Origin of the sequence: Streptomyces sp. NPDC003038, from assembly GCF_040611115.1 — a bacterium.
Classification (GTDB): domain Bacteria; phylum Actinomycetota; class Actinomycetes; order Streptomycetales; family Streptomycetaceae; genus Streptomyces.
The window spans coordinates 39,730-64,489 of record NZ_JBEXNN010000024.1 but is presented as its reverse complement, the minus strand read 5'-3'; the positions used below and the strand labels follow the sequence as shown (position 1 = coordinate 64,489).

The 24,760-nt window shown below is 72.7% G+C and carries 22 protein-coding genes and 1 pseudogene; 10 read left to right on the top strand and 13 right to left on the bottom strand.

The window, feature by feature from the left end:
• Window positions 1-145: 145 nt before the first annotated feature.
• On the bottom strand, window positions 146-994 hold the full coding sequence (locus ABZX75_RS25600) for an SDR family oxidoreductase (RefSeq protein WP_355414400.1): 849 nt from the start codon (window positions 992-994) through the stop codon (window positions 146-148).
• Window positions 995-1,092: 98 nt separating this feature from the next.
• On the opposite strand from ABZX75_RS25600, the gene ABZX75_RS25595 reads away from it, so the two are divergent.
• Both ABZX75_RS25595 and ABZX75_RS25590 read left to right on the top strand, forming a co-directional pair.
• Window positions 1,093-1,974: an oxygenase MpaB family protein gene (locus ABZX75_RS25595; protein ID WP_355414398.1), complete on the top strand. Its 882-nt coding sequence runs from the start codon at window positions 1,093-1,095 to the stop codon at window positions 1,972-1,974.
• A gap of 173 nt (window positions 1,975-2,147) precedes the next feature.
• Entirely contained in the window at window positions 2,148-2,660 is a 513-nt protein-coding gene (locus ABZX75_RS25590; protein ID WP_355414396.1) for a DUF6098 family protein, read from the top strand.
• 126 nt (window positions 2,661-2,786) lie between these two features.
• Here ABZX75_RS25590 and ABZX75_RS25585 read toward each other — a convergent pair whose 3' ends face one another.
• A complete protein-coding gene (locus ABZX75_RS25585) occupies window positions 2,787-3,353 on the bottom strand; it encodes a hemerythrin domain-containing protein (protein WP_355414394.1) in 567 nt (188 codons plus the stop codon).
• Window positions 3,354-3,565: 212 nt separating this feature from the next.
• On the opposite strand from ABZX75_RS25585, the gene ABZX75_RS25580 reads away from it, so the two are divergent.
• On the top strand, window positions 3,566-4,099 hold the full coding sequence (locus tag ABZX75_RS25580) for a hypothetical protein (protein WP_355414392.1): 534 nt from the start codon (window positions 3,566-3,568) through the stop codon (window positions 4,097-4,099).
• 73 nt (window positions 4,100-4,172) lie between these two features.
• Here ABZX75_RS25580 and ABZX75_RS25575 read toward each other — a convergent pair whose 3' ends face one another.
• From ABZX75_RS25575 to ABZX75_RS25565, 3 genes are all read right to left on the bottom strand, one after another.
• Complete coding sequence (locus tag ABZX75_RS25575; protein ID WP_355414390.1) at window positions 4,173-4,592, bottom strand: CBS domain-containing protein; 420 nt, start codon at window positions 4,590-4,592, stop codon at window positions 4,173-4,175.
• A 248-nt stretch (window positions 4,593-4,840) separates the two neighbouring features.
• Window positions 4,841-6,088 (bottom strand): FUSC family protein, encoded by a 1,248-nt coding sequence (locus tag ABZX75_RS25570; RefSeq protein WP_355414388.1) that lies wholly within the window; start codon window positions 6,086-6,088, stop codon window positions 4,841-4,843.
• A 23-nt stretch (window positions 6,089-6,111) separates the two neighbouring features.
• Complete coding sequence (locus ABZX75_RS25565) at window positions 6,112-6,912, bottom strand: UdgX family uracil-DNA binding protein (protein WP_355414448.1); 801 nt, start codon at window positions 6,910-6,912, stop codon at window positions 6,112-6,114.
• A gap of 225 nt (window positions 6,913-7,137) precedes the next feature.
• Here ABZX75_RS25565 and ABZX75_RS25560 point away from each other — a divergent pair, with 225 nt between their 5' ends.
• On the top strand, window positions 7,138-7,662 hold the full coding sequence (locus ABZX75_RS25560; protein ID WP_355414386.1) for a GNAT family N-acetyltransferase: 525 nt from the start codon (window positions 7,138-7,140) through the stop codon (window positions 7,660-7,662).
• A gap of 76 nt (window positions 7,663-7,738) precedes the next feature.
• On the opposite strand, the gene ABZX75_RS25555 is transcribed toward ABZX75_RS25560, so the two are convergent.
• Both ABZX75_RS25555 and ABZX75_RS25550 read right to left on the bottom strand, forming a co-directional pair.
• Complete coding sequence (locus tag ABZX75_RS25555) at window positions 7,739-7,924, bottom strand: chaplin (protein WP_355414384.1); 186 nt, start codon at window positions 7,922-7,924, stop codon at window positions 7,739-7,741.
• A gap of 306 nt (window positions 7,925-8,230) precedes the next feature.
• Window positions 8,231-8,722, bottom strand: coding sequence for a hypothetical protein (locus ABZX75_RS25550; protein ID WP_355414382.1), 492 nt, complete (start codon window positions 8,720-8,722; stop codon window positions 8,231-8,233).
• A gap of 664 nt (window positions 8,723-9,386) precedes the next feature.
• On the opposite strand from ABZX75_RS25550, the gene fusA reads away from it, so the two are divergent.
• The 5 genes from fusA (at window position 9,387) to ABZX75_RS25525 (ending at window position 16,550) form a co-directional block, all read left to right on the top strand.
• Window positions 9,387-11,459, top strand: a complete 2,073-nt coding sequence (gene fusA, locus ABZX75_RS25545; RefSeq protein ID WP_355414380.1) for an elongation factor G — start codon at window positions 9,387-9,389, stop codon at window positions 11,457-11,459.
• A gap of 152 nt (window positions 11,460-11,611) precedes the next feature.
• Entirely contained in the window at window positions 11,612-12,625 is a 1,014-nt protein-coding gene (locus tag ABZX75_RS25540; protein ID WP_355414378.1) for an SDR family NAD(P)-dependent oxidoreductase, read from the top strand.
• A gap of 53 nt (window positions 12,626-12,678) precedes the next feature.
• Window positions 12,679-13,134: an SRPBCC family protein gene (locus tag ABZX75_RS25535; protein WP_355414376.1), complete on the top strand. Its 456-nt coding sequence runs from the start codon at window positions 12,679-12,681 to the stop codon at window positions 13,132-13,134.
• Complete coding sequence (locus ABZX75_RS25530; RefSeq protein WP_355414373.1) at window positions 13,121-14,701, top strand: NAD(P)/FAD-dependent oxidoreductase; 1,581 nt, start codon at window positions 13,121-13,123, stop codon at window positions 14,699-14,701. Before ABZX75_RS25535 ends, ABZX75_RS25530 begins: the two co-directional genes overlap by 14 nt.
• A gap of 172 nt (window positions 14,702-14,873) precedes the next feature.
• Window positions 14,874-16,550, top strand: a complete 1,677-nt coding sequence (locus ABZX75_RS25525; protein WP_355414371.1) for an SDR family oxidoreductase — start codon at window positions 14,874-14,876, stop codon at window positions 16,548-16,550.
• A gap of 203 nt (window positions 16,551-16,753) precedes the next feature.
• Here the strand turns inward: ABZX75_RS25525 and ABZX75_RS25520 are convergent.
• The 6 genes and pseudogenes from ABZX75_RS25520 to ABZX75_RS25495 all read right to left on the bottom strand — a co-directional run.
• Window positions 16,754-17,470: pseudogene (locus tag ABZX75_RS25520) on the bottom strand (IclR family transcriptional regulator C-terminal domain-containing protein); the annotation flags it as partial.
• Between the two features lie 920 nt (window positions 17,471-18,390).
• Window positions 18,391-18,969 carry a sigma-70 family RNA polymerase sigma factor gene (locus ABZX75_RS25515; RefSeq protein ID WP_355414369.1) on the bottom strand — a complete coding sequence of 193 codons (579 nt, stop codon included), beginning with the start codon at window positions 18,967-18,969 and terminating at the stop codon, window positions 18,391-18,393.
• Window positions 18,966-19,130, bottom strand: a complete 165-nt coding sequence (locus ABZX75_RS25510; protein ID WP_355414367.1) for a hypothetical protein — start codon at window positions 19,128-19,130, stop codon at window positions 18,966-18,968. Before ABZX75_RS25510 ends, ABZX75_RS25515 begins: the two co-directional genes overlap by 4 nt.
• 217 nt (window positions 19,131-19,347) lie before the next feature.
• Window positions 19,348-20,016 carry a 1,4-alpha-glucan branching protein gene (locus tag ABZX75_RS25505; protein WP_355414365.1) on the bottom strand — a complete coding sequence of 223 codons (669 nt, stop codon included), beginning with the start codon at window positions 20,014-20,016 and terminating at the stop codon, window positions 19,348-19,350.
• Between the two features lie 79 nt (window positions 20,017-20,095).
• Window positions 20,096-21,028, bottom strand: coding sequence for a class A beta-lactamase (gene bla, locus ABZX75_RS25500; RefSeq protein WP_355414363.1), 933 nt, complete (start codon window positions 21,026-21,028; stop codon window positions 20,096-20,098).
• Window positions 21,029-21,422: 394 nt separating this feature from the next.
• Entirely contained in the window at window positions 21,423-22,208 is a 786-nt protein-coding gene (locus ABZX75_RS25495) for a DeoR/GlpR family DNA-binding transcription regulator (RefSeq protein WP_355414361.1), read from the bottom strand.
• Between the two features lie 222 nt (window positions 22,209-22,430).
• On the opposite strand from ABZX75_RS25495, the gene ABZX75_RS25490 reads away from it, so the two are divergent.
• A complete protein-coding gene (locus ABZX75_RS25490; RefSeq protein WP_355414359.1) occupies window positions 22,431-24,524 on the top strand; it encodes a SpoIIE family protein phosphatase in 2,094 nt (697 codons plus the stop codon).
• Window positions 24,525-24,760 lie beyond the last annotated feature (236 nt).

Here is a 24,760-nt window from a genome sequence, read left to right as displayed (position 1 = left end):
CGGGTGGTGCCTACGGGGGCGAAGAGCGGTGAGCGGAGCTTTGGATGCGCTCAGCCTCCGTCGGCCCGCTCCCCGCGGCACGCGGGGATACGGCATTGCGGTGAATCACGGAGCGTGAGACCGCCGGATGGTGGCGGTGGCGGTTTCAGGGCCAGGACGGCTCCCGCCGGGGGACGACCACCAGTTCGGACACCGCGCTGCCCGCCGGCACGGAGAGGGCGTACAGCACCGTGTCCGCCACGATCTCGGGGCTCTGCAGCATGGAGACGTCGGCGTCGGGAAAGCGTTCGAGGATGAACGCCGTCTCCATGCCGCCGGCGATGATGCCCGTGACGCCGATGCCCGGGCAGTCCCGCTGCGCCTCCTTGAACAGGGTGTGCGTGAAGGCTCGCAGTCCCGATTTGCTCGCCGAGTAGGGACCGGCCTCGGTCCACGTCCGGTTCGCGGCCGTCGACAGGATGTTGACGATGTGGCCTCCGCCCTGGCGGATCATCCGGCGGTAGGTCTCCAGGCACAGGTACATCGGTCCCAGGAGGTTCGTGGTCACCACCCGTGTGACTTCCTCGGCCGTCAGGTGCTCGACCGACTTGGAGACGTCGACGGCCGCGTTGTTGACGAGGATGTCCACCCTCTGGCCGTCCTCCTCGATCTCCCGCAGGACGGCGGCGACCGCCCCCGCGTCGCAGACGTCCATCGCGACGAAGCGCGCCTTGCCTCCGGCTGCCATCAGCCCGGCACACAGCTCCTCCGCCAGGTCCTCCCGTACGTCCGCCACCAGAACGGAGGCGCCGGCGTCGGCCAGCCTCCGCGAGATGGCGGCGCCCAGGCCCCGCGCTCCACCGGTCACCAGTGCCTGCTTGCCGTGGAGGTTCCCATATACCGCGCCGCCCATGCCGCTGTGCCTTTCCTCGGTCCGGCGGTGGCCGGCGCAGTGCTCCACTGCGGTGCCGCCGCTCTTGCCCTCCACTGTGAGGACCCCGGCGCGGGCGGGCACGCCGGGTTACGCCACTGCGCCGTAGGCCGCCCCCGCGGACCGACCGTCCGGCACCTCGCACTGCTGACAGGAGCCGGGCCGCAGACCACAATGGAGGGATGGCAGCGTCGTCCGCACCTGTGCTGGCCGGGCTGCGGGAACAACTCGGCCGCAGTCTGTTCCATCGCGTCGCCGGGGATGCGGGGCCGGCCAACCGGGCCCGCATCCACGGCACTGCCGGGCCGCGCTGGTTCGGCCCCGAGCGGCCCGTCCGCCGCGTCCACGGCGACGCCTCGATGTTCATCGGAGGACTGCGGGCGCTGCTGCTCCAGTCCCTGCACCCGCTGGCCATGGCCGCGGTGTCGGCCCACTCCGGCTACCGCGGGGACCCGTGGGGGCGGCTGCACCGCACGAGTACCTTCCTCGCCGTCACGACGTACGGGACCGCCGAGCACGCCCAGCAGGCGGTCGATCACGTACGGGCCGTTCACGACCGTGTACGCGGTACCACCGCCACCGGGGAGCCCTACCACGCCGGTGACCCGCACCTTCTGGCCTGGGTCCACATCGCCGAGATCGACAGTTTCCTGCGGGCCCACCAGCGGTTCGGCGCCCATCCGCTCGACGGAGCCGGCTGTGACGCGTACATCGCCGACACCGCTCGGGTGGCCGCCGCTCTCGGTGTGCCGGATCCGCCCCTCGACCGGGCGGATCTCGCCGAGCGGCTGGCCGCGTACCGGCCGGAACTGCGCGGCACACCCGAAGCGCGGGCCGCCGCGCACTTCATCCTGCTCCACCCGCCCCTCCCCCTCGTCGCTCGCGCGCCCTATGCCGTCCTCGCCGCGAACGCGGTCGGCATGCTTCCCCCCTGGGCCCGCTCGGAGCTCGGGCTGCCCTGGCTGCCGGCCGTGGAGAAGGTGTGCGTGCGGCCCGCGGGCCACGCGATGACCGCGACCATCCGCTGGGCCATGGGCACGCCTGCCCCGACCCGGGACCCCTGAACCGGATCCCTGAACCGGACCTCGGAGCCGAACCCATGAACGGTGACGCTCCGAAGGGGACCGCGGCAGACTGCCGACGTTAGGAGCGCGGCCCGCATGGGCAGGCGCCCGCTGACGCCACGCGCCGCGAGATGCCCTTCCGGCAGGCTCGAAGCACTACCCAGGAGGACCAGGTGGATGGGGACGCGCCGCTCCCGACTCTCAGGAGCCTGGACGAGGTCGCCGAACAGCTGACCGACACCGCACAGGTGTACGTACGCTGGTCACGCGGCCCCCATACCGACCTCGGCATGGCTTCGGACACCGACTCGGTCTCCGGCAGGGACTCGGGCAGGGGCTCGGGTACGCCATCGCGTACGGCTTCCAGTTCGGACGAACTCACCGGCACCCCGCTGCCCGGCCTCTCGGCCAACCCCCTCGCCGTGGAACCCTGGTGGGGACACCGACCGGTCCGGATCTGGGTCGCGCGGCGTCTGCACGACTACAGCCATCTCCCCCGGCTCCGCGGGAACGACGTGCGGCCGTGGCTGCTGAAGGGCACCGAGGTGGGCCGAGGCCCGGACAACGAGCCCCTCGTCAGTGACGTGGAACCCCTCGCCTGGATCGAGCTCAGCGTCATCGAGGAAGCCACCAGGGAGATCACGAGACAGCCGGGCCGGTGGGGTCCCATCCAGCGCACCCCCTGACGGGTGACGCGGCCTCCCACCTCCTGACGGGAGAGACAGGCGGTGACACCCGTTCCGCGGGTGCCACCCTCCCGTCGAAGACACGAAGAAGACTCGAAGCCGCCCGCCGTCGTGGGGGCCGTCTGATCAGGAAGGCTCTTTGCCCCGGCCGGTCATCGCGTCACGCAGGCGGTCCACGAGCCCGACCCCCGGGGCCAGGAGCTTGTTGGCCGGCGGCTTGTCCGGAGCGGACGGGTGCGGACGCGTGGGCGCCGTCTTCTTCGCCTGGCGCACCTTGTCTCCGAGACTCTCCAGCACTTCGGGGGAACACGCGCCCCGCAAACGCGGGAAGAGATCGTTCTCCTCGTCGGCCACGTGCGCCCGGATCTCCGTCATGAGCTGCATGACGAGCTCATCGAACCGGGGGTCGTCGGCCTCGCACCCTTCGAGTTCCTTCATGGTGCGCTCTGCCGCGGCGTGGTCTTCCAGTTCCTTGTCCGCGATGCTGTCGCCGTTCGCGAGGTGCTCGCGTGCGGCGGGATACAGGTACGCCTCCTCGGCGACCGAGTGCCGGACGAGTTCCATGGTCACCTGGTCCGCGTACTGCTTTCGCCGGGGATCACCGGAGGGCAGTTCCTCGATATTGGCGAAAAGCTCCTCGACCTCTTGGTGGTCGGTCATCAATTCCGCGATCACGTCGCCGCCGTGCCCCATGGGGGGAATCCCTTCTCCGAAATGTGTTCCGAAATGCTGCGGTCTCAGTGAAACCCGCGACGCATACGCAGCGTGCTTCTCCTCCACCCAGCGTGTCGGCTTCCCCGCCGTTCTCCACCCACTGTGACCTGGCCCATTCCGCGAATGGCCCTGAGGCGATAGAGTCCCGTCCTCCCCCATTCGCCCCTCCCTCTTACTCCGAATTGGCCACCGTGTCCGCAGACTCGTCCCTCTCCTCGCTCATAGCCGCGACGGCCCAGTGGCTCACCCACGCCTATCCCTCCGCCGGTGGCGCGCTCCAGCGCGGCCTGGCGGAGGCGCAAGCCCGCCAGGCCGTCACCGTCGCCGCGTGGCTGCGGTACCCCACGGAGCTGGACGCGCAGCTGGTGAGCCTCTCAGGGCCCGGCGGCTCCGCGCGGCTCGACTGGATCACCGGCTCTGAGGCCGAGGGCTCGGACGACCCGCACCTGCACCCGTGGCGCAGCTGGGTCGACGAGGTCGTCGCGAGCTGGGCCGCTTGCCTGCTGGGCACGCCCGCCCTGGTGACCGCGGCCCTGACGGCCCTCCCGAAGACGGAGCGCGCGACGGGTGAACCGGTCGACTTCCGCCGCCTGACCCATCCGAACGAGAACGACTGGCAGGCGGCCGCACTGCTCCGCCACCCCGACCTCCTCGCTCCCGTGGCCGACCTCCACCACGAGCAGCTCCGGGAGCTCCTCCAGGGGACGGCCTCCTCACCGTCCTGACCCCACTCCTGCCCTGCGGCACGGTGCCGGCGCTACGGCCCGCGCCACAGGGCAGCCGACCCGGGCCAACAGGTCAGGTGTTGGATTCGGCGGCGCTGATGTCCGCGAGCGCGGACGTCTCGTCGCGCTCGATGGCGAGGTCACCGATGGAGACGATGCCGACGGCGCGGTCCTTCTCGACGACGGGCAGCCTGCGCAGCGAGTGGTCGCGCATCAGGTCGACGGCCCGGCCCACGTCGTCGTCGGGGCCGACGCTGACGATCTCCGCGCTGCAGATCTCGCCGACGGTCGTGTTCTCGGGGTCCTTGCCTTCGGCGAGGGCGCGAACGACCAGGTCCCGGTCGGTGACCAGACCGCGCAGCCGGCCGTCGTCGGTGACCAGCACGTCGCCGATGTCCTCGTCGCGCATACGGCGTGCGGCATCGTGGACGGAGGTCCCCTCGCCGACGGTGACCAGACGCTCGGTCATGATCTCTCGAATCTTCTGAGCCATGGTGTTCTCCTTGAGGTGAGGGCGGACTTCGGCCGCGGGCGGCCGCCCACCGTCCGCACTGCGCCCCTTCCCCTGCCCCGGCGCCCTATTCAGGCAGCCCGTGGGAGGGTTGCACTGCGACGCGGCGCGGCGCGACGCGATGGCGTTCGCGTTCGGCCCGCTCCTGGATCATGCGGCGGAAGCCGACGGGAGCGCTGTGCTTGGCGGAGGCTGTGCTTGGCGGAGTACGGGCCGGCCCCGGGCAGACCTCACCAGCGCCCGGCCTTCTTCCCGCCCGAGGCACGCGCCACGACGGGCGTGCGGCGCACGCGCTCGCCCATGCGGTGCAGTCGCGGATAGCGTTCGCGCTGCGTGCGGGAGTGCCGGTCGAGCTCCTCCAGCAGCCGTTCGGAACGCTTCTCCACGCCCAGCTCGTCCAGGACGCGGTCCGCTTCGGCGAGCAGCGCCCCGTACAGATGCCACTCCCCCGGGTGGTCCCGTACCTGCTCCAGGAGCAGGTCGGCGAGGCGGTTGCGGCTCACGCGCGCCGTGTGCAGTTCCTCGGTCAGCCGGGCTTCGGCCTCTTCGGCGTTGGCGCTGACCTGCGCGGTGATCAGTTCGGCGAAGGACTCGACGGCGATGGCCGTATGTCCGTAGAGGTCCTGCAGGGCACTGGTGACCGGGTGGGGCAGGAGAGGCTCCTCCTCCGCCCGCACTTTCGCCAGATCGGTCAGCGTCCGGCAGGACACCCGCAGGACCACGGCGCAGATCTCCAAGGTGTCGAGCCCCGTGCGCAGCACCAGACGGAACAGGGTGCCCTCGCGCACCCGGGGATTGAGGCGCAGGCTGTCCTCCGCCTGTCGAAGCGCGCCGTCGACCTGGGCGATGTCGTTGTCGAGCCGGCGTGCCTCGTGCAGCCGGGCGGCCGCCTCCTCGACCGTCGTACGGCCGCCCAGTGCGGTGCTGATGTGCAGCAGCAGGGTCTGCATGCGCTCGGCGAGGTCGGTGATGGCATCGCTGGCGGGCTGCACCCAGACGGGCGGAACGAACAGCACGTTGAACAGAAGACCGACCGCGGCGCCGATCAGCGTCTCCAGTACCCGGTCCCACGCCGTGTCCGCCACTCTGGTCACGCCGAGCACCAGCATCGCGCTGATCGCGACTTCGGGGACGAACTCGCCCGCCTTCACGACCCGGCCGATCACCAGGGAGGCGAGGATGATCAGGCCCAGGCTCCACCAGGTCAGCCCCACCAGGGCACTGAAACCGATCGCGAGCAGGACTCCGGCGACCACCGAGTTGACGCGCCGGACACTCGTGGTGAGCGTGGTGTACAGCGTCACCTGCACCACGAGCAGGGCGGTGAGGGGAGCGGTGAGGGGAGCGGGCTCGCTGCTCAGTTGGAGCGCGACGACGTACGAGACGACGGCGGCGGCCGTGGACCGGATCGCCTGGGCGACGGCGGGCTCCCGATGCCGGCGCACGAAATGGCGCAGAGCCCGCGATCGTTCACCCACGCCGCCTCCCGAAAGCATGCGGCTCAAGTCAGCGCCGTCGCGGCGACGCGCAGGTCCGCGAGCAGGCCCTGATAGGCAGACTCCCGGTCGGGAGCGCGCAGGACGGCGGAGGGATGCACGGTCGCGAGCAGTTGCGCGTGTCCCGGCTCGGTCGCGGCCGTGGTCCCGCCCAGGGCGTCCGGCGCGGGCATGGGCAGCAGTACGCCGCGCTGCTCGTTCACCCGGAAGGAGCTTCCCAGGAGCGCCTTTCCGGCCGTGCCGCCGAGGGCGACGACCAGATCGGGGTCGATGACCCGGAGTTCCGCGGCGAGCCAGGGCCGGCAGGCTTTCATCTCGCGCAGGCTCGGCGTCTTGTGGATGCGGCGTTTGCCGCGTTCGGCGACCGTGTGCTTGAAATGCTTGACGGCGTTGGTGAAGTACACGGGCTCGTCATCGATGCCCGCCTCGCTCAGCGCCTTGTGCAGGAGCGCTCCGGCAGGCCCGACGAAGGGTTCGCCCCGGCGGTCCTCCTGGTCTCCGGGCTGCTCCCCGACGAGAACGAGGCGGGCCCCGGCCGGGCCCGCTCCGAAGACCGTCTGTGTCGCGTCCGCGAACAGCGGGCAGCCGCGGCACGAAGCGGCGGCTCGCCGGAGGTTCTCCATTCCACCTCCGCGGGGCACGAAGGGTTCGGCGTCGTACTCCGTGGGCGCGGAGGCCGGGCGATCACCGTTGGTGTCCGCGCGTGCGTCCATCGATACCACCCTCTCCTCCGTGCCCTTCGTGAGCGCGCCGCCGTTCCGGCCGGTGCCCGGGCATTCCCGCGGAGGTTCCTTCCCGCCCGGCATCGACCGTGGACGCACGGCGCTCCCTCCGCCTGCCCGCCGGGTGGGGAAGTAATCGCGGTGGCCGCCCGTTCTCCCTGGCCGCGGGCACCGGGCGGCACCGGGCGGACTTCTCGCAGGAGCGGGTGGCCTCGGTGGTCACCGCGCCGATGGAGGAGGCGGCTCGATGCGCATGCCTCCAGGCCGGCACCCGGCCGGCCGGATGACCCGGCTGTTATCGTCCGGCGTATGCCCGAGCTCATCACACCCACCCCCCGGCTCCAGGCCTCCTGGCTCGCCTCCCGCGAGGAATGGGGTTCCGACGCCCACATGGACGGAGCCGGCCTCGGCTCCCACGACGACGTGGACAGCCCGGAGGGGTTCGCTGCCTGGGTGGAGCGGCTGCGCGGGTACGCGGACCGTACGCGGCCGGTGGAGCAGGGGCGGGTCCACGCGACGTACTGGTGGATCGCCGAGGGTGACACGTATCTGGGCGCGATCGACCTGCGGCACTACCTGAACGCGTTCCTGCTCGACGCGGGCGGCCACATCGGCTACAGCGTCCGGCCCTCGGCGCGCCGGCGCGGGCTGGCCACCTGGGCCCTGACCGCGGTTCTGCACGAGGCACGGGTCATGGGAATGGACAGGGTCCTCCTGACCTGCGCCCCGGACAACAAGGCATCGGTACGCACGATCGAACGCGGCGGCGGCGTACTGGAGGATGTCCGCGAGACCCTGATCGGTCCCAAGCGGCGTTACTGGATCGACCTCTAGCCGGGCGCGGGGCTCCACCCGGAGGGGTCGCCTCGTCCCGGTCAGGCCGTTGTCCGGGACGAGGCGGGACTCAGCCTCAGGCGTTGACGCAGATGTTGCCGGCGGCCGGGTTCCCGGCCCCGCCCAGGTTCGCGCTGTTTCCGCAGGCGTTGATCGGAATGTGGATCGGGACCTGGAGCAGGTTGCCCGACAGGACACCCGGGGAGCTGGCCGCGGCCCCCGTGGCGCCGGAGTCGGCCGACGCCGCGGAAGCTCCGCTCATGACCGCCAGGGCGACCGCCACGGCAAGACCCGCACTCTTCCAAACACGCGACACGTGACATCTCCTCGCATTACGGCAGCGGCAGTGAATCACCGCGCGGCCCCGGGAGGGGCCGCCACCCCTTTCATTCGGCAGCTGAGGCCGGGAGGGTTCGGGTCGGACGAGCGGGTTCCCCCGAAGGCGTGCCGCTGACTCCTCTATTCGGAGGTATCCGTGTGCGGTTGCGGTGAGGGGCGCCCGCGCGGGGTGCGGTTCAACGCCGGCTCGGTGCGCGGTGCGGGAACTCCAGTCGCTGTTGCGCCAGTTTCAAGTCGGCGGATCGAGGGACGGCGGCGCGCGCGGGAGGCGGATGAGTTCTGGGCCGGCCTCGAGGGCGGCGGCCTGGTCCTTGAGCCGGCTCCAGCAGTACAGGGCGCCGGCTTCTGCGGTCTGGACCTCCGGGACGTCCGGTGGCTGCTGTGCCAGACCGGTGAGGCCCGCGCCGGTCCACAACCGGGTCGCGAGCCGGAAGTCGCCCGCCATCCGTGCGAGGTCGGCGCGGATCTCCACCCAGTGGCTCGCCTCCGGTGAGGTGTACCCGTAGGGCTGCAGGGCGTGCTGCTCCCACGCCTGCGCGAGCGTGGCCGCCTCCAGGTGCCGGCCGGAGGTGGCCAGCGCGTGGATGCGCGGACGCGGGTCCTGTGCCGCGGCGGCCGGGCGTACGGCGCGGGCCGGGGACGGCGAGGGGAACGGGAACGGGAACGGGGACGGGGACGCGCGACAGGCTGCCGTACTCCCGCAGCAACGGCCACGCGGCACTGTCCGCGGCGAGATCGAGCAGCACGGTGGTCAGTCCGGCCGGGCACGAACGAACCGTACTCAATCCGCGCGGCCCGGGAGCAGCCGTCTCCCCTACCGTCGCCCGGCGTTCGGCTCCGGCCTGCGGGACCGCGACGCTTCCCACCGGTAGGGGCGTCGCGGACGGGGGCGCACGTCGCGCTTCCCTCTCCTTGGCGGGGCCTCCCGGAAGTCGTCCGGGACGTCTGAGAGACCATCAGTCGCGCCGCTGTCGGGCCTCCTTCCGCCCCGGCTGCCGAAAATCGCGTGCCCCCGGCCGACCGCGCTCATAGACTCGCCGAGCGCGCTGCCGACAGAGCACCGCGCACCTGACGCCGAGTGAAGAGAAGGGGAACCGGGCCATGCGCATCCACCGCACCGACGCCTTCGTTCCCCCGTCCCGGTACGACGTGATCCCCGTGTCTCACCGCGTGCGGTGCCGGCTGCGCGGCCGTCACCGTAGGCCCGTGACGCACCTTGTGACGCACCTTGAGGTTTCGTCCCTTCCGTAGGTTTCGTCCCTTCCGCTCCCGTACGCCGCCTGCCCGGGCCTTCTGCCGCTCAGGGCGGAGCGGGGCGGGCGGGCGGGCCTGCCGTCCCGGGAATCGCGCTGCCCTCCTCCTCAGCACTCGAAAGGCCTCGGGCCATGCGCGCCAACGAGCGACCGCTCGCCACCACGTCCCCCACCGCCGTCCGCAATCTGGGCATCCTCGCCCATGTCGACGCGGGCAAGACCACGATCACCGAACGCGTCCTGTTCGCGACCGGTGCCATCCACCGGCGGGGCGAGGTCCACGACGGAACGACCGTCACCGACTTCGACACCCAGGAACGCGACCGCGGCATCACCATCTTCGCCGCGGCCGTGAGCTGCTCGTGGGGCGGACATCGCGTCAACCTGATCGACACCCCCGGCCACGTCGACTTCTCCGACGAGGTCGAGCGGTCCCTGCGGGTGCTCGACGGGGCGGTCGCGGTGTTCGATGCCGTGGCCGGGGTCGAGCCGCAGAGCGAGTCGGTGTGGCGGCAGGCCGACCGGCACGGGGTCCCGCGGATCGCCTTCGTCAACAAGCTGGACCGTGCGGGCGCCGATCTCGACACGGCCGTCGCGTCGATCCGGGAGCGGCTGGGCGCCGTCCCCCTCGTGGTCCAGCTGCCCGTCGGAAGGGAGGACGGCTTCACCGGCGTCGTCGACCTGCTGGGGATGCGTTCGCTGCTGTGGCACGCCGGCTCCGACACGTACGAGACGGGGCCGGTCCCGGAGCCGCTGCGGGACGAGGCGGACCGGCGCCGCCGGCTCCTGGAGGAGACGGTGGCCGAGCTCCATCCGGACGCACTGGAGGAGTTCTGCGCGACGTCGGCGCTGAGTGGGCGGACCCTGGTCCGCGCCCTGCGGGAGCTGACCCTGCGCGGGGACGGCCTGGTGGTGCTGTGCGGTTCGGCGTATCGCAACCGCGGGATCGAACCGCTGCTGGACGCGGTCCTGGCGTACCTGCCGTCGCCCGCCGACATGCCGCCGGTACGCGGGGTGGCCGGCGGCGCGGAGCAGGAGCGCGCGCCCGACCCGGCGGAGCCGTTCGCGGCCCTCGCCTTCAAGGTGACGGCGACGGCGACGGGGCGCCTCACCTACCTGCGGGTCTACGCGGGCACCCTGCGCAAGGGGGCGACCGTACTGGACGCCGGCACGGGCCGTACGGAGCGGGTCGGCCGGATCCTGCGGGTGCAGGCCGACCGGCACGAGGAACGGGAGGAGGCGGTCGCCGGTGACATCGTCGCCGTGATCGGGCTGAAGGCCGCCCGGGCGGGCACGACCCTGTGCGCGCCGGGTGCGCCGCTGGTGCTCGAACCGCCGTCGGTGGCCGAACCGGTGGTGTCGGTGGCGGTCGAGGCCCGCCGCGGCACCGACACGGGCCGGCTCGCGTCGGCGCTGGCGCGGCTGGCCGAGGAGGACCCCTCGCTGACGGTGCGGTCCGACGCGGAAACCGGCCAGACGGTGCTGTCGGGGATGGGCGAACTCCACCTTGAGGTGGCGGTGGAGAAGATCCGCCGTGCCCAGGGGCTGGAGGTCGTGGTCGGCCGGCCGCAGGTCTCCTACCGGGAGACCGTCGTACGCGGTGTGAACGGCCTGGTCTACCGCCATGTCAAACAGGACGGTGGCGCGGGGCAGTTCGCGCACGTCGTCCTCGACGTCGAGCCACTGGCGGAGGGGGGCTTCGAGTTCCGGTCGACGGTGGTCGGCGGCCGGGTGCCCCAGGAGTACGCACGCGCCGTGGAGGCTGGCTGCCGCGACGCTCTCACCGAGGGCCCGCTCGGCGGCTTCCCGGTGACCGGGCTGCGGGTCACGCTCACCGACGGGGCGACCCACTCCAAGGACTCCTCGGAGCTTGCGTTCCGGGCGGCGGGCCGGTTCGCGCTGCGCGAGGCGCTGCGCGCAAGCACCGTGGAGCTTCTGGAGCCGGTCGTGGAGGTCACGGTGACCGTCCCCGAAGACGGTGTCGGAGCGGTTCTCGGTGATCTCGCGGCTCGCCGCGGCCGGGTCTCGGGCTCGACGGCCCAGGCCGGGACCACGGTGGTCACGGCAGCCGTGCCGCTGGCCGAGCTCTTCGGCTACGCGTCCCGGCTGCGCGGCCGGACCCAGGGCCGGGGCACCTTCACGACCCGGCCGACGGGGCTCGCACCGGTACCGCCGTCGGTGGCGGCCGCACTGCTGACGCGCTAGCCGCGGGGCCGCGGCCCCGCGGCCCGTTCCGGCCCTGTTCCGGCCCCGCTCCGCCCCGGTCCGCCGGGGCGGAGCGGTCACCCGGACGGTTCGGGGACACAGCCGACCCCGCTCGCAGGCATGAAGTCGGGAATCGAGGTGAGACGCCACGCATGAGGATGCGTGGACTGGTCGTCGTGATCACCGGCGCGTCGAGCGGGATCGGCCGTGCCACCGCACTGGCGTGCGCGCGGCGCGGAGCGAGGGTCGTCCTGGCCGCGCGCAGCGAGGAGTCGCTGCGCGCCGTGGCCGCCCAGTGCAGCGCCGCCCACCGCGAGGCCGAGGGCTTCGCCGTGCCCACCGACGTGACCGATGTCGCGGCCGTGCACGCACTCGCCGCGGCGGCGACGTCGCGGTACGGCCGGATCGACGTCTGGGTGAACTCGGCAGCCGTGGGCATCCTGGGACGCTTCGACCAGATGCCCCCCGCCGAGCTGCGCCGTCTGCTCGACGTCAACCTGCTGGGAGCCGTGCACGGGGCCCGCGCCGCCATCCCGGTCATGCACCGTCAGGGGCATGGCCTGCTCATCGACATCGCCTCCATGCTGGGCGGCGCCGTCCAGGCTCCGTACATGTCGGGCTACGCGATGTCCAAGGCGGCCCTGACCACCTTCGACCACGTGCTGCGCCAGGAACTGTCTCTGATCGGCGCGCACGGCATCACGGTGTGCAGCATGCTGCCGGGCGCGGTCGACACGCCCTTCTTCCACAACGCGGCCAACCACACCGGCCGCCGCCTGCGCTCCATGCCGCCGGTCGCCACTCCGGAGCGGGTCGCACGAGCCGTCGTCGGCGCGGTACGCCGCCCGAGGCGGCGCGTACTGGTCGGCCCGTACACCCGCTTGCTGGCGCTCGCCTACGCGCTCGCCCCCCGGCTCGTCCGAAGCGCCGTCACCTGGCGCACCGAGCACGCCTACTTCGGCGCCCCGGGCACCGCGCCGCAGACCACCGGAACGCTGTACACGCCGTCCGCGCGCAATGCGGCGGTGCGGGGCGGACGCGGAAGCGGCTGGCGCACGGCTCTGCGCCGTGGCGCGGCCGCGGCCGCCGCGGGGGGCGCCACGGCCCTCGTCGTACGGGCGACCGCGCGTTCCCCCGGGCTGCCGCAGGGCAGGGGCCGCCGCTAGCCGCCCCCCGGTACAGACCCATCGAGGACAGGACCGCTGACAGGGAGATTCTCATGGCAGAACGCCACCGGCTCATCCGCCGCCCCCCGGCTGACGTGTGGGCGGTGCTGTGCGACGGCCAACGGTACGCCGACTGGGTGGTCGGGACCCATGCCTCGTGGGAGGACGACGGGGGCTGGCCACGCGAGGGGTCCGCGTTGAAGTACCAGCTGAAGTTCGGGCCGTGGACCTATACCGGCCGTACCATCGCCCGCATCCTGGAGCCCGGCCGGCGTCTGGAGCTGGAGGCCATGAGCGGAAAGGCCGGCAGCGCCCGGATCGCCATCGAGGTGAAGCCCTGGGGTGAGGACACCCTCGTCATCGTCGACGAACACCCCTTGCGGGGACCGGCGGCCGCGTTGCACACCGCCGCGCTCGACGCCCTCCTCCAGCTGCGCCACCGCAACATGCTGTCGCGTCTCGCCCGCCTGGTCGAGTCCGGGAAGGACAGCTCTCGTGACGGCGCCTGACGCCGTCGTGGTCGGCGCCGGGCCGAACGGTCTGGTGGCGGCCAACATCCTGTGCGACGCGGGCTGGCACGTCGTCGTCCTGGAAGCCCGGGACGAACCGGGAGGAGCCGTACGCAGCGACCGGGGCCTCGACCCCGACTTCGTCCACGACCTGTTCAGCGCGTTCTACCCGCTGGCCGCGGCCTCGCCGGTCATCCGGAAGCTCCGGCTGGAGGACGAGGGGCTGCGGTGGAGCCGCGCCCCGGCCGTCGTCGCCCACCCGCTGCCCGACGGACGGTGCGCGGTCCTCGCCGGCGATCCCCGGGACACGGCCGCTTCGGTCGAGCGCTTCGCCCGGGGCGACGGCGCGGCGTGGGAGCGCCTCTACCGCCTCTGGCGGCGGATCGGCGACGACCTGACCGGGTGTCTGTTCACGCCGTTCCCGCCGGTCCGGGCGGGGCTGCGGCTCGCGGCCCGGCTGCGGGCCGCCGAAGGGCTGCGCCTCGCGCGGACGATGCTGCTGCCCGCGCGCCGCTTCGGCGAGGAGCAGTTCGCCGGCGAAGGCGCCCGGCTCCTCATCGCGGGCAATGCGCTCCACGCGGACCTCGGTCCCGAATCCGCCCTCGGCGGCGGCTTCGGATGGCTCATGTGCATGCTCGGGCAGGAGCACGGCTTCCCCGTGCCCGTCGGCGGTGCGGGACAGCTCTCCGCGGCGCTCGTCCGGCGGCTGGAGGCCCGCGGCGGCGTCCTGTACTGCGGCCGGGCGGCGACCCGGGTGGTGGTCCGGGGCGGCCGTGCGGTAGCGGTGCGGACCCAGGACGGGGCCGAGATACCCGTACGCCGGGCCGTACTGGCCGACGTACCGGCTCCGCTCCTGTACGAGCGTCTCGTCGGCGAGGAGCACCTGCCGCCCTTGGTGCGGGCGGACCTGCGGCGCTTCCAGTGGGACTTGGCGACCGTCAAGATCGATTGGGCCCTCTCGCGCCCGATCCCGTGGAACGCCGAGGGCGCGCACGGTGCCGGAACCCTTCACCTGGCGGACGGGATGGACGATCTGACCCGGTTCGCGGGGCAGCTGGCCATGAGCAAGGTGCCCGATGTGCCCTTCGTCATCCTCGGCCAGATGACGACGGCCGACCCGAGCCGTTCGCCGTCCGGTACGGAGTCCGCCTGGTCCTACACGCACGTCCCCCAGAGGATCCTCGGCGACGCCGGCGAGGACGGCATCACCGGGCTGTGGGACGAGCGGGAGAAGGACGCGATCGCCGCCCGGGTGGAGACCCGGATCGAGCGGCTCGCCCCCGGTTTCCGCAGCGCGATCCGGGCGCGGCGCGTACTGGCCCCGCCCGATCTGGAACGGCTCAACCCCGCCCTCACCGGCGGAGCGGTCAACCAGGGCACCACCAGCCTGCACCAGCAGTTGCTGTTCCGCCCGCTTCCCGGCACCGGCCGGCCGCAGACGCCCGTACGCGGCCTCTACCTGGCCTCCGCCACGGCGCACCCGGGAGGCGGGGTCCACGGGGCGCCGGGCGCCAACGCCGCGCGTACGGCCCTGCGCTCGCTCCGCCCGCCGCGCCGCCGCCCGTGAGACCGGCCACCGGGGATCCGGCGCTCGGGCGGCCCGCGCGCCGGCCGGGCGATGAGGATGCCGGTGTCGCCTGCGCGCACGGTCCGGCCGGGCGTGGAGCCATGAGACCGAGGACCCGCTTCGTCGGGTCCCACAGGAGTCTCGGACAGGGCCACGAGGAGCGGAGACAGCCATGACCGGCCTGCACTGCCTGGTCACCGGAGCCACCGGCTACATCGGCGGCCGGCTGGTGCCCGAGCTGCTCGCCGCGGGGCACCGCGTCCGCTGCCTGGCCCGCTCGCCCGAGAAGCTGCGCGACCACCTCTGGGCCGGGCGCGCCGACGTCGTACGCGGCGACGCCACCGACGCGCGGTCGGTGGCGGAGGCCCTGCGCGGCATCGACGTCGCCTACTACCTCGTCCATGCCCTCGGCGCCGGCTCCGGCTTCGAGGAACGCGATCGCACCGCCGCCCGCATCTTCGCCGAACAGGCCCACGCCGCCGGAGTCCGCCGCATCGTCTACCTCGGCGGCCTCACCCCCGCCGGCATCCCCGTCCGGGACCTCTCCCCGCACCTGCGCTCCCGCGCCGAGGTCGGCGAGATCCTCCTCGCGGGCGCCGTGCCGGCCACCGTCCTGCGCGCCGCCGTCATCATCGGTTCCGGCTCCGCCTCCTTCGAGATGCTGCGCTATCTCACCGAACGGCTGCCCGTCATGATCACGCCCAGCTGGGTCGGGACCCGCTGCCAGCCCATCGCCGTCCGGGACGTGCTGCGCTACCTGGTCGCAAGCGCGACCATGCCTCCCGAGGTCGACCGGGCCTTCGACATCGGCGGGCCGGACGTGCTCACGTACGAGGAGATGATGCGCCGGTACGCCGTCGTGGCGCAGCTGCCGCACCGGCTCATCCTGCGCGTCCCGATGCTCACCCCCCGGCTGTCGAGTCTCTGGATCGGCCTGGTCACCCCCGTACCCCGGTCCCTGGCCCGGCCGCTCGCGGAATCCCTGCGGCACGAGGTGGTCTGCGCGGAGCACGACATCGCACGGTACGCGGCCGATCCGCCCGGTGCTCCTCTCGGCTTCGACCAGGCACTCACCCTCGCCCTCCAGCGGGTGCGGGAGGCGAAGGTGACCACGCGCTGGTCCTCGGCCTCCCTGCCGGGCGCGCCCAGCGACCCGCTGCCCACCGACCCCGACTGGGCGGGCGGCAGCCTGTACACCGACCGGCGCGCGCTGACCGTCGATGCCTCGCCCGCGGCGCTGTGGCAGGTGGTGGAGGGCATCGGCGGGGATAGCGGGTGGTACTCCTTCCCGCTGGCCTGGGCCGTGCGCGGCTGGCTCGACCGGCTGGTCGGCGGTGCCGGCATCCGCCGCGGCCGCCGGGACGCGGCGCGGCTGCGGGTGGGGGATGCACTGGACTTCTGGCGGGTGGAGGAGATCCAGCCGGGCCGCCTGCTGCGCCTGCGCGCCGAAATGCGGCTGCCGGGCCTGGCCTGGCTGGAGATGTACACGGACCCGGAGCCGGACCCGGAGCGCGGCCGGGACCGGAGCCCGGGCAAAGACCCCGACCCCGGTGCGGACCGGGGTCCCGGCGGCGGCCGGGAGCACGGCCAGGAGCGGGCTCCCGCCCCGGCCACCGGCACGGTCGCGGAGCCGCGCCCCCGCGCGCGCTACCGGCAGCGGGCGCTGTTCCACCCCCACGGCCTGCTCGGGCATCTGTACTGGTGGAGCGTGTCACCCTTCCACGCCGTGGTCTTCGGCGGTATGGCCCGCAACATCGCCCGCGCCGCCGAACGCCTGGACCAGGAGGCCGGCGCGCGCTCCACGGCCCCGTACCCCGCGGACCCGACCGCCGCGGAGCGGCGGCCATGAACGTCGCGGTGGCCCTGTACACCGCTCGCCGCACTCGCCGCCCCGCGCGCGGGAGCCGTGGCGGGTGCCGGTGGCGGGTGCTAGGCGGTCGTGGTCAGGATGCCGTTTCCCGGTCCGGTGGCATCGGCCCGCGGGGGTTCGTCCCGCTGTGGGGCGCCCGTTTCGACGGTTCCTTCCTTTCGTGGTGTGCTCGGGCTGCCGGCGACGACCAGGGCGAGGAGGACGGCGGCGGCTTCGCTCTGCAGGATCCGGGCGGCCTGCTTGAGGCGGTGCGGGTCCGGGGCCGGGATGGACAGGGCCAGGCATTCGGCGTTCGGGCCCGCGGTGATCGGGACCGCCGCGCAGACCGTGCCCAGCGCGTACTCCTGCAAGTCCAGCAGGGGGGCGTTGGGCCGGCGTTCGTCGAGTTGGTGGAAGAGGGCCTGCTGACTGGTGATGGTGTGGGAGGTGAGGCGGGCGGTCCGGTGGCGGGACAAGTGGTCCCTGCGGCCGTCGTAGTCGAGCTGGGTCAGGAGCGCCTTGCCGACGGCCGAGGCGTGGGCCGCGGCTCGGAAGTCCACCCACTCCTCCACCAGCGGTGTCGCCGGGCCGTCCGCGTACTGGGTGATGGAAACCTCTCCGTCGGTGTACCGGGCGACGTAGACGGCGGCGCCGACGGCGTCCCTCACCCAGGCGAGGGCTTCGTGAAGCTGCCCGCGCCCGTGCTCGTTCACCGCTTCGGTCAGCAGCAGGGCCGTGCCGGCGACGTAGGCGTCCGGCCCGATCGCGGTGGCCAGGTCGGCCCGGATCAGCTGCTCCATCACCCGGGCCAGCACCAGCTGCGGCAGCTTCGTCTCACGGGCGATCTGCGTCAGGCTCACGCCGCCCGAGTGGCGGTTGATGATCTCCAGTACGCGCAAGGCCTGGTGTACGGGTTCCAGGGCGGCCGGGGCCGGCTGCCCCTCGGGCGACCTGCGGGCCGCGTGGGTCAGGTGAGGCGGCTTGAGTGCTTTGAGCGCCCATGGGTTGGCCTCCTCCGTGAGGTGCAGTGGGTTGAGCCGTGCGTGCTGGGCGACGGCGACCGCGACCTGCGGGCCCGGGCAGAAGACCTCTCCCACATCCGGGTCTGCCGTCGAGAGCCGCGCGGTGACGGCACGGTGCAGCGGCGCGGGAAGCCGGTAGTCGGTGCGCCCGGACCGGCCGGGGCCGCCCGCGAGGGTGGTGAGGTCCTGGGTGGTGAGGGGTGGGGTCGTCCAGATGACGGAGGCGCCGAGGGCTTCTTCGAGGTCCTCCGGAATCTCCGGCAGGGCCGGCAGGCCGTCATCCGGGGGCAGCAGCCGGGCCTGGCGATTCCAGTGCCGGGCGGTGGAGATCTCCGCGCGGGCGAGATGGTGGAGGTAGAGGCAGCGGGCGGCGGTCCGCGAGTCGGCTCCGGCCGCGTACTGGAACCAGAACTGTGCGCTCTCCATCTTCCCGGCGAGGTGCAGGAGACTGGCGAACAGCAACGCCGATCGCATGCTGTGGGGCCACGAACCCGCGCCCAGGGCCAGCCGGGCGAAGGCCCTGCTCTCCACCAGGCACCGGGCCGTGTCGTCCAGGCTCCTGGCCGCCCGTACGTGGCACGCGGCGTCCAGCACCAGGTGATCGGAGGCTGCCGGCACTCTCTGGCCCGGCACCGGCAACGCGGTCCTGGAGGTCGTGGTCGTCGTCGAGCGGGCGCGGTCGGCCACCACGCGGCGGGCGATCCGGCGGCGGGCCGCGTACTCGTCGTATCCGGCGTACTCCTCCGCCAGCACCGTCGCGTCCTCCAGCGCCGCGTCCAGCTCGCACAGCGGCATGTCGCCCTCGCGTGTCATGTCGCTCACTGGTCCTTCTCCTCTCCGGGGGTCCAGTCCACCCCGAGCTTGCGGGACAGGGTGCGGCGTGCGCCGCGGATGTGCGAGCGGACCGTCGCGGGGGCGATCCCCATCATCCGGGCGACCGTTTCGTAGTCGTTGCCCAGCAGGAAGGCCAGCAGCACCACGTCGTAGTGCCGCTCGGACAGCTCCGCGATCGCCGCGTACAGGCCGAGCTTCGACTCCAGCAGCTCCAGCCGTTCCCGCGAGGACCGGCGCAGCGCCGCGAACCATGCCGTCTCCACCATGGCCACCGACCGGTCCAGCACCGCCAGCCTCCGCTCTACGTGCTCGCGCAGGGCGGCCCAGGCGAAGGCGTGCAGGCTCTCTTCCCGGAGGACGTGGGGCCAGACCGTCAGCAGGAAGGTGAAGACGTCGTCGACGACCTCCTCGGCGTCTTTGGGCGTGCCCAGTTGTAAGTGGGCGTAGCGCAAGTAGGCGCGGTGGTGCTGGGAGTGGAAGGCGGTGAAGTCCACGGGCAGGACACCCGCCAGCTCGCTGGAGACCGCTTGGTCCCCCGACGGGTCGAACTCTCCCTCGCTCATGCGCTCCCCCACTGCTGCTCGGCTCCGCCCGCGGGGGCGGCGGCGGGCACGTCACGCGGGCGGGCCGGGCGGGTGGCCTCCTTGAGCGCGTCAACGGCGCAGCCGCGGATCGCGGTGGTGGCGGCTATCAGCGCGAGGGCGACATTCTCGGCAACATTCACGTCGGCGAAAGACCTTCCAACTGGTGTGTGCGTACAGCGCGTGCCTGCCCCAGGTCCGGCAGCCGTGGAGCGCCGAGCGCTCCTCAGCACCACCCCATCGAAAAAAGCGCCCCAACGTGCACGCCCGTCCCCGAAAATCTTCCGGAAGAGGCGCACTCACGTTTCCGCGCGCCCCCCTCATACCCACACACACCAGGTTGGAAAGGACGGAAGCGGTCTACCTCAAGACCGCGAACGCGGCGCGGTGGTGCGCACCGTCCGGAGAGCGCCAGCCGGCGGCCACGTGCCCCCGCGTCCCGGCCGGGCGGGACGCGCCGCCGCCTTGCGGGTCCGGCCGCAGGACGCGTGTCACCGTGAGGGTCTGCGGGCCCTCCGGCGCCGCGGTGTCCACGACGAGGTCGGTGCCGTCCGGCCCGTTGCCGACAGCCTCGGATCCGGTGAAGGGCGCGAGGCCGGGCCCGGCGAAGTGAGCGGTCACCGAGGGGTCGGGGGTGTCGGTCGCACTCTGGTCCTGCGGCTCGGCGCGGCCCTGGACCAGAGCGAGCAACTGGGCGACGAGAATCGGGTCGTGGGCCCCGTCGTACACCCAGCGGCGACCGAGCACGCCGTGCTCGCTCGTGCCGACCAGGGCGTGCTCCGCCGCGTCGAGCGGGGCCGCGCGGTAGGTGAGCGGTACGTGGTAGACGACCGGTTGTCCGCCCGCCGCGTCCACGATCACCATGAACTCGATTCCCACCTCCCCCTCCGGGTCGTCGAGCCGGAAACCGCCGGCCCTGCTCAATTCCGGTGCGCGTCCGGCGCCGAGGTACCACGGCTGCGTGGGGAGCCACGAGGCGAGGAGTTCCAGCTTGCCGGGGGTCATTGTGGTCGCGTGGATGACTGCCATGCCTGGTGAACCTACGGGGCCGGCCATCGATTCCCGTGCGCCCGACCCGCGTTGCCCCGCCCCCGGTGAACAGTCGCGGTCAGGTCAGCGCCGCCGCCACGAGCCGGGCGGTTTCCGCGACCAGCGGGTCGTCCGCCGCCGCGTCGGGGACGTACTTGGTCGTCAGGACGGCCAGCACGATCGGCGGGCGGTGGGGTGGCCAGGCGATGCCCACGTTGTTATTGGTTCCGTACGACCCGCCGCCGGTCTTGTCCGCGACGCTCCAGTCCGCCGGAAGGCCCTTGCGGAGCCTCTCGTCGCTGGTGGTGTTGGCCAGCAGCCACCCCGTCAGCCGGTCCCGGTCCCCCGGTTCCAGTACGTCTCCGAGGACGAGCCGGGCGTAGGTCTGGCCGATGGCGCGGGGGTTCGTGGTGTCGGTCTCCCGTTCCGGTTCCGCGGAGTTCAGCTTGGGCTCCCACCGGTCGAGGCGGGTGGCGCCGTCCCCGATCGAGCGGCAGAACGCGGTGATGGACGTCGGGCCTCCCAACTCCCGCAGCAGCAGGTTCGCCGCGGCGTTGTCACTGTAGGAGATGGCGGCCGAGCACAGTTCCGCGACGGTCATCCCGTGTGCGAGGTTCTCGGGCAGGCCGGCCATCGGGGCGTAGCCCGAGCGCTTGACGGTCTTTTCGCTGTACCGGATGCGCCGGGCGAGGAACTCGCCGTCGTGGTCGAGGTCGCGCAGGACCGCTGCCGCCGCGAGCGTCTTGAACACGGAGCACATCGGAAAGCGCTCGTCCGCCCGGTGGAGCAGCGTGCGGCCGGTCGCCGTGTCGAGGGCGAACACCCCGACGCGGGCGGCGTGTTCCCTTTCGAGGGCCGCCAGCCGACCGGCGATGTCGCCCGCGCCCGGCGCTGAGCCCACTGCGCCCGCTGACGCCGCTGACGCGGCCCCCGGTGCGGCAGCGGTCACAGCCGCTGCGGCGCCGATGGCCAGGACGGCGCGGCGGGTGTGGCGTACTCCTGCGGTCTTCAAGATCTCTCTCCTCGTCGTCGGGGTGTACGCGGCCGAAGACGCACGACACGGTCCGGTCGGTTCACTCGAACGGTGCTGGCCTAGGACGTTTACGACACACCGAGGCCTACGGCGGCCGGGTGCGTCCGCCGGCCTCGCGCTCATAAGCGGCGGCGAGTTCGGCGACGAGGTCGTCCCGGCCGGCGGCGACCGCCGCATTGATCTTCGCCACGTAGGCATCGTGGAGCGGGTCCCCCTGCGGCGCAGACGTCCGCGACGTGGTCGCCGAGGAGGGCGGGTGCGGGACAGCATGCACAAGATCACTCCGTACGAGGGCTCGGTCTCAGGCTCGGTCTCACGCCCAGGCCCAGGCCCAGGCCCAGGCTCAGGCTCAGGCTCAGGCTCAGGCTCAGGCTCAGGTCAGGACGATGTCGACGCCGGCATCGCGCAGGGCCGACAACGTCTCCGGCCCACTGGGGTGCGTACCGCTGTCGTCGGCCGCGGTGTCGGTGACGAAGGTGTCCACGGCTCCCAGTCCGGCGACCTGGCTGAAGGCGCGCACCCCGAGTTTGGTGGCGTCGGCCACCGCGATCGTCCGTGAGGACTGGGCGATGCCCAACTGCTTCACCGCACCGTCGTCCAGGGAGAATTCCGACCATCCGTGCTGGGCCTGGACGCCTCCGATCGACATGACGTACACGTCGAACGCCATGGCCTCCAGCGTCCGCGCGGTCAGCGGTCCGACCAGGGACCCCTCGCCGGAGCGGGTTTGACCGCCGACCACCAGCAGCCGGATCCCGGGCCGGTCGGCCAGCCGCACGGCGCACTGCAAACTGAGGACCGCCACCGTCAACGGTGCACGGGCCACCAGATGCTCGGCCACGGCCAGCGTCGTGGTGCCCGCGTCGAGCAGCACGGTCGACCCTGGCTCCACCAACTCGGCGACGGCGCGGCCCAGGCGGTCCTTCGTGGCCGCCTGCCATCCCACGCGCACCGCGAACCCGGCTTCCTCCTCGCGCGATCGCGTGGCGACGGCGCCGCCCCGTACCCGTTTCACCACGCCTTGGCGCTCCAGCTCGTCAAGATCACGCCGCACCGTCATCTCCGACACACCGAGCCGCCGCGCCAGCTCGGCCACGGAAACGCGGCCGGGGCCCTGCACCAGCCGCAGCGTGAGATCGAGACGATTCGCTACTCCCATACCCGATTTCTAACACATCACTGTTCGAATGAACAGATTCATGTGAAGTAAGGGAGTCGTGAAGTCTCGCGCCGTCCCCCGGTCCCGGCCCCGGGGTGCGACCTTCGGGCCTGTCATGTCGACGTGACGGTGTCCTGGGCAGACGATGAGGGGAGGCGTCGGTCGGTCCGGCCCGGTGTGGGCCGGCTGCTCACACGCGGTGACTGTGCAGGAGGGCCAGGGATGGCGGATGCGGAGGCATTCCGAGCCGCGGCAGGGGCACCGGTCGGGCCGGTGGATCCCTCGGTTCAGGCCGGTGGCCTGCTCGATGTGCTGGGGGTGGCGGCGGTCGTCCTGGACGCCGAGGGCAGCATCCGGTTGTGGAGCCCCCAGGCCCAGCAGCTCTTCGGCTACACCTCCCGGGAGGCGCTGGGCCGCTACGCGGCCTCTCTGCTGGTCAGCGACGAGCACCGCGATGTGGTCCTGAGGCTGTTCTCCCAGGTGATGTCCGGCGGCGAGACCTGGGCGGGGGTGTTCCCGGTCCGGCACCGGGACGGCCGAACCGTGTCCGTGGAGTTCCGCAACATGCGACTGGAGGCCGAGAACGGTCGCCAGTTCGCCCTTGGCCTGGCGTCCGAGGAGGCCACGCTACGGCGCGTCGAGCGTGACCTCGCCCTGTCGATGCGCCTGGTGGACCAGTCACCGATCGGTCTCGCGGTCCTCGACACGGAGCTGCGCTACATCCTGGTCAATCCGGCTCTGGAGCGCATCAACGGCGTGCCCGCCGAGCAGCACCTCGGCCACAGGATCGGCGAAGTCCTGCCCTTCCTGGACAGCGCCGGCATCGAGGCGCGGATGCACGAGGTCCTGACCACCGGCGAGCCCGCCCTGGACACGTTCACGACCGGCCGCACGCACGCGAGCGCCGACCGAGACCATGCCTGGCTCGTCTCGCTGTACCGACTGGAGGACCAGGCCCACCACGTCATCGGGCTGGCCGTCTCCGTCGTGGACGTCACCGAGCAGCACCACGCGGCCCTCTCCGCCGCGCAGGCGCGCAGGCGCCTGTCCCTGATCGCGGACGCCTCGGTCCGGATCGGCACCACGCTCGATCTCTACGTCACCGCCCGGGAACTCGCCGACATCGCGGTCCCCGAAGTCGCCGACATCGCGGCCGTCGACGTCCTCGACACCGTCCTGGCCGGCCCCAGACCCGGTGAGAACACGGATGGCGGCGCGGTGCGCTTCCGTGCGCTTGCGGTCAAGGCGGCCTACCGCACACCTGCCGAGCAGGCCGCGGACCCCGTGGGCGAGGTCGCCATGTACGGACCGACGCGCCTGGTCACCCAGTGCGCCCGTTCAGCCGTACCCGTCCGCCTCTCCCACGTACGCCCCGAGGACCTCCCCCGGATCGCCCGCGACGACGAGGCCGCGCGCCTGCTCCTCGAAGCCGGCGTCCACTCGTACCTCGCCGTCCCCCTGATCGCGCGCGGCGAGGTCCTGGGCACCCTCGACCTCAAACGCGCCCGCAACCAGGCGCCCTTCAACCGTGACGACGTCCTGCTCGCCTCCGAACTCGCCGCGCGCGCCGCCGTCTGCATCGACAACGCGCGCTGGTACCAGAAGCAGCGCCAGTCGGCGGTGACCCTGCAGCGCCACCTTCTGCCGCAGCAGCCGGCCGCCACCGCCGGCATGGACATCGCCTACCGCTACCAGCCGGCCACCGGAGACGACGAGGCCGGAGGCGACTGGTTCGACGTCATCCCCCTGGACGGTGACCGCACCGTGCTCGTCGTCGGCGACGTGATGGGCAGCGGCATCAACGCCGCCGCCACCATGGGGCAGTTGCGCGCCACCGTCCGCGCCCTGGCCCGTCTCGACCTCGAACCGGCAACCGTCCTGACCCATCTCGACACGGCCACCGCCGACCTCGGCGATGCCATGGCCACCTGTGTGTACGCCCTCTACGATCCGCACACCCGCCACTGCCGGATCTCGCTGGCCGGTCACATGCCGCCCGTCCTCGTCCGCCCGGGCCATCACCCCCAGCTCCTGGACCTGCCCACCGGTACGCCGCTGGGCGTGGGCGGCCCGTTCACCACCACGACCTTCACCCTCGGCCTCGGCGACGACCTCGTCCTCTACACGGACGGCCTGATCGAAACCCGCGACCAGGACATCGACACGCGCCTGGAGACCCTCACCGACCTGCTGGCCGGACCGAGCCGCACGCTCGAGGACACCTGCGAGCTCCTGCTGGCCGCGCTGCGCCGCCCCGACACCCACGACGACGTAGCCCTTCTCATCGCCCGCGCCCATGCGCGGGACGAACCCTGAGGTCCCCGGGCCGCCGCCCGGCCCCTCCCGGCGGGCCACGGTCGTACGTGGTCCGCGGGAGGGTGCGTCGGGGGCCGACGACGTGGCCGGCCCGTCGACCCTCGCGTACGCCGAGGGTCCTCGGACCCGGGACCGCTGCGGGAGGCACCCCCGTGGCTGCCCGCCATGCGATCCTGCCGGCGTCGCCGCCCGGAATCCGGGCCGCCGCTCGGCGCGTGCGCGCTCTCGGCGGACGT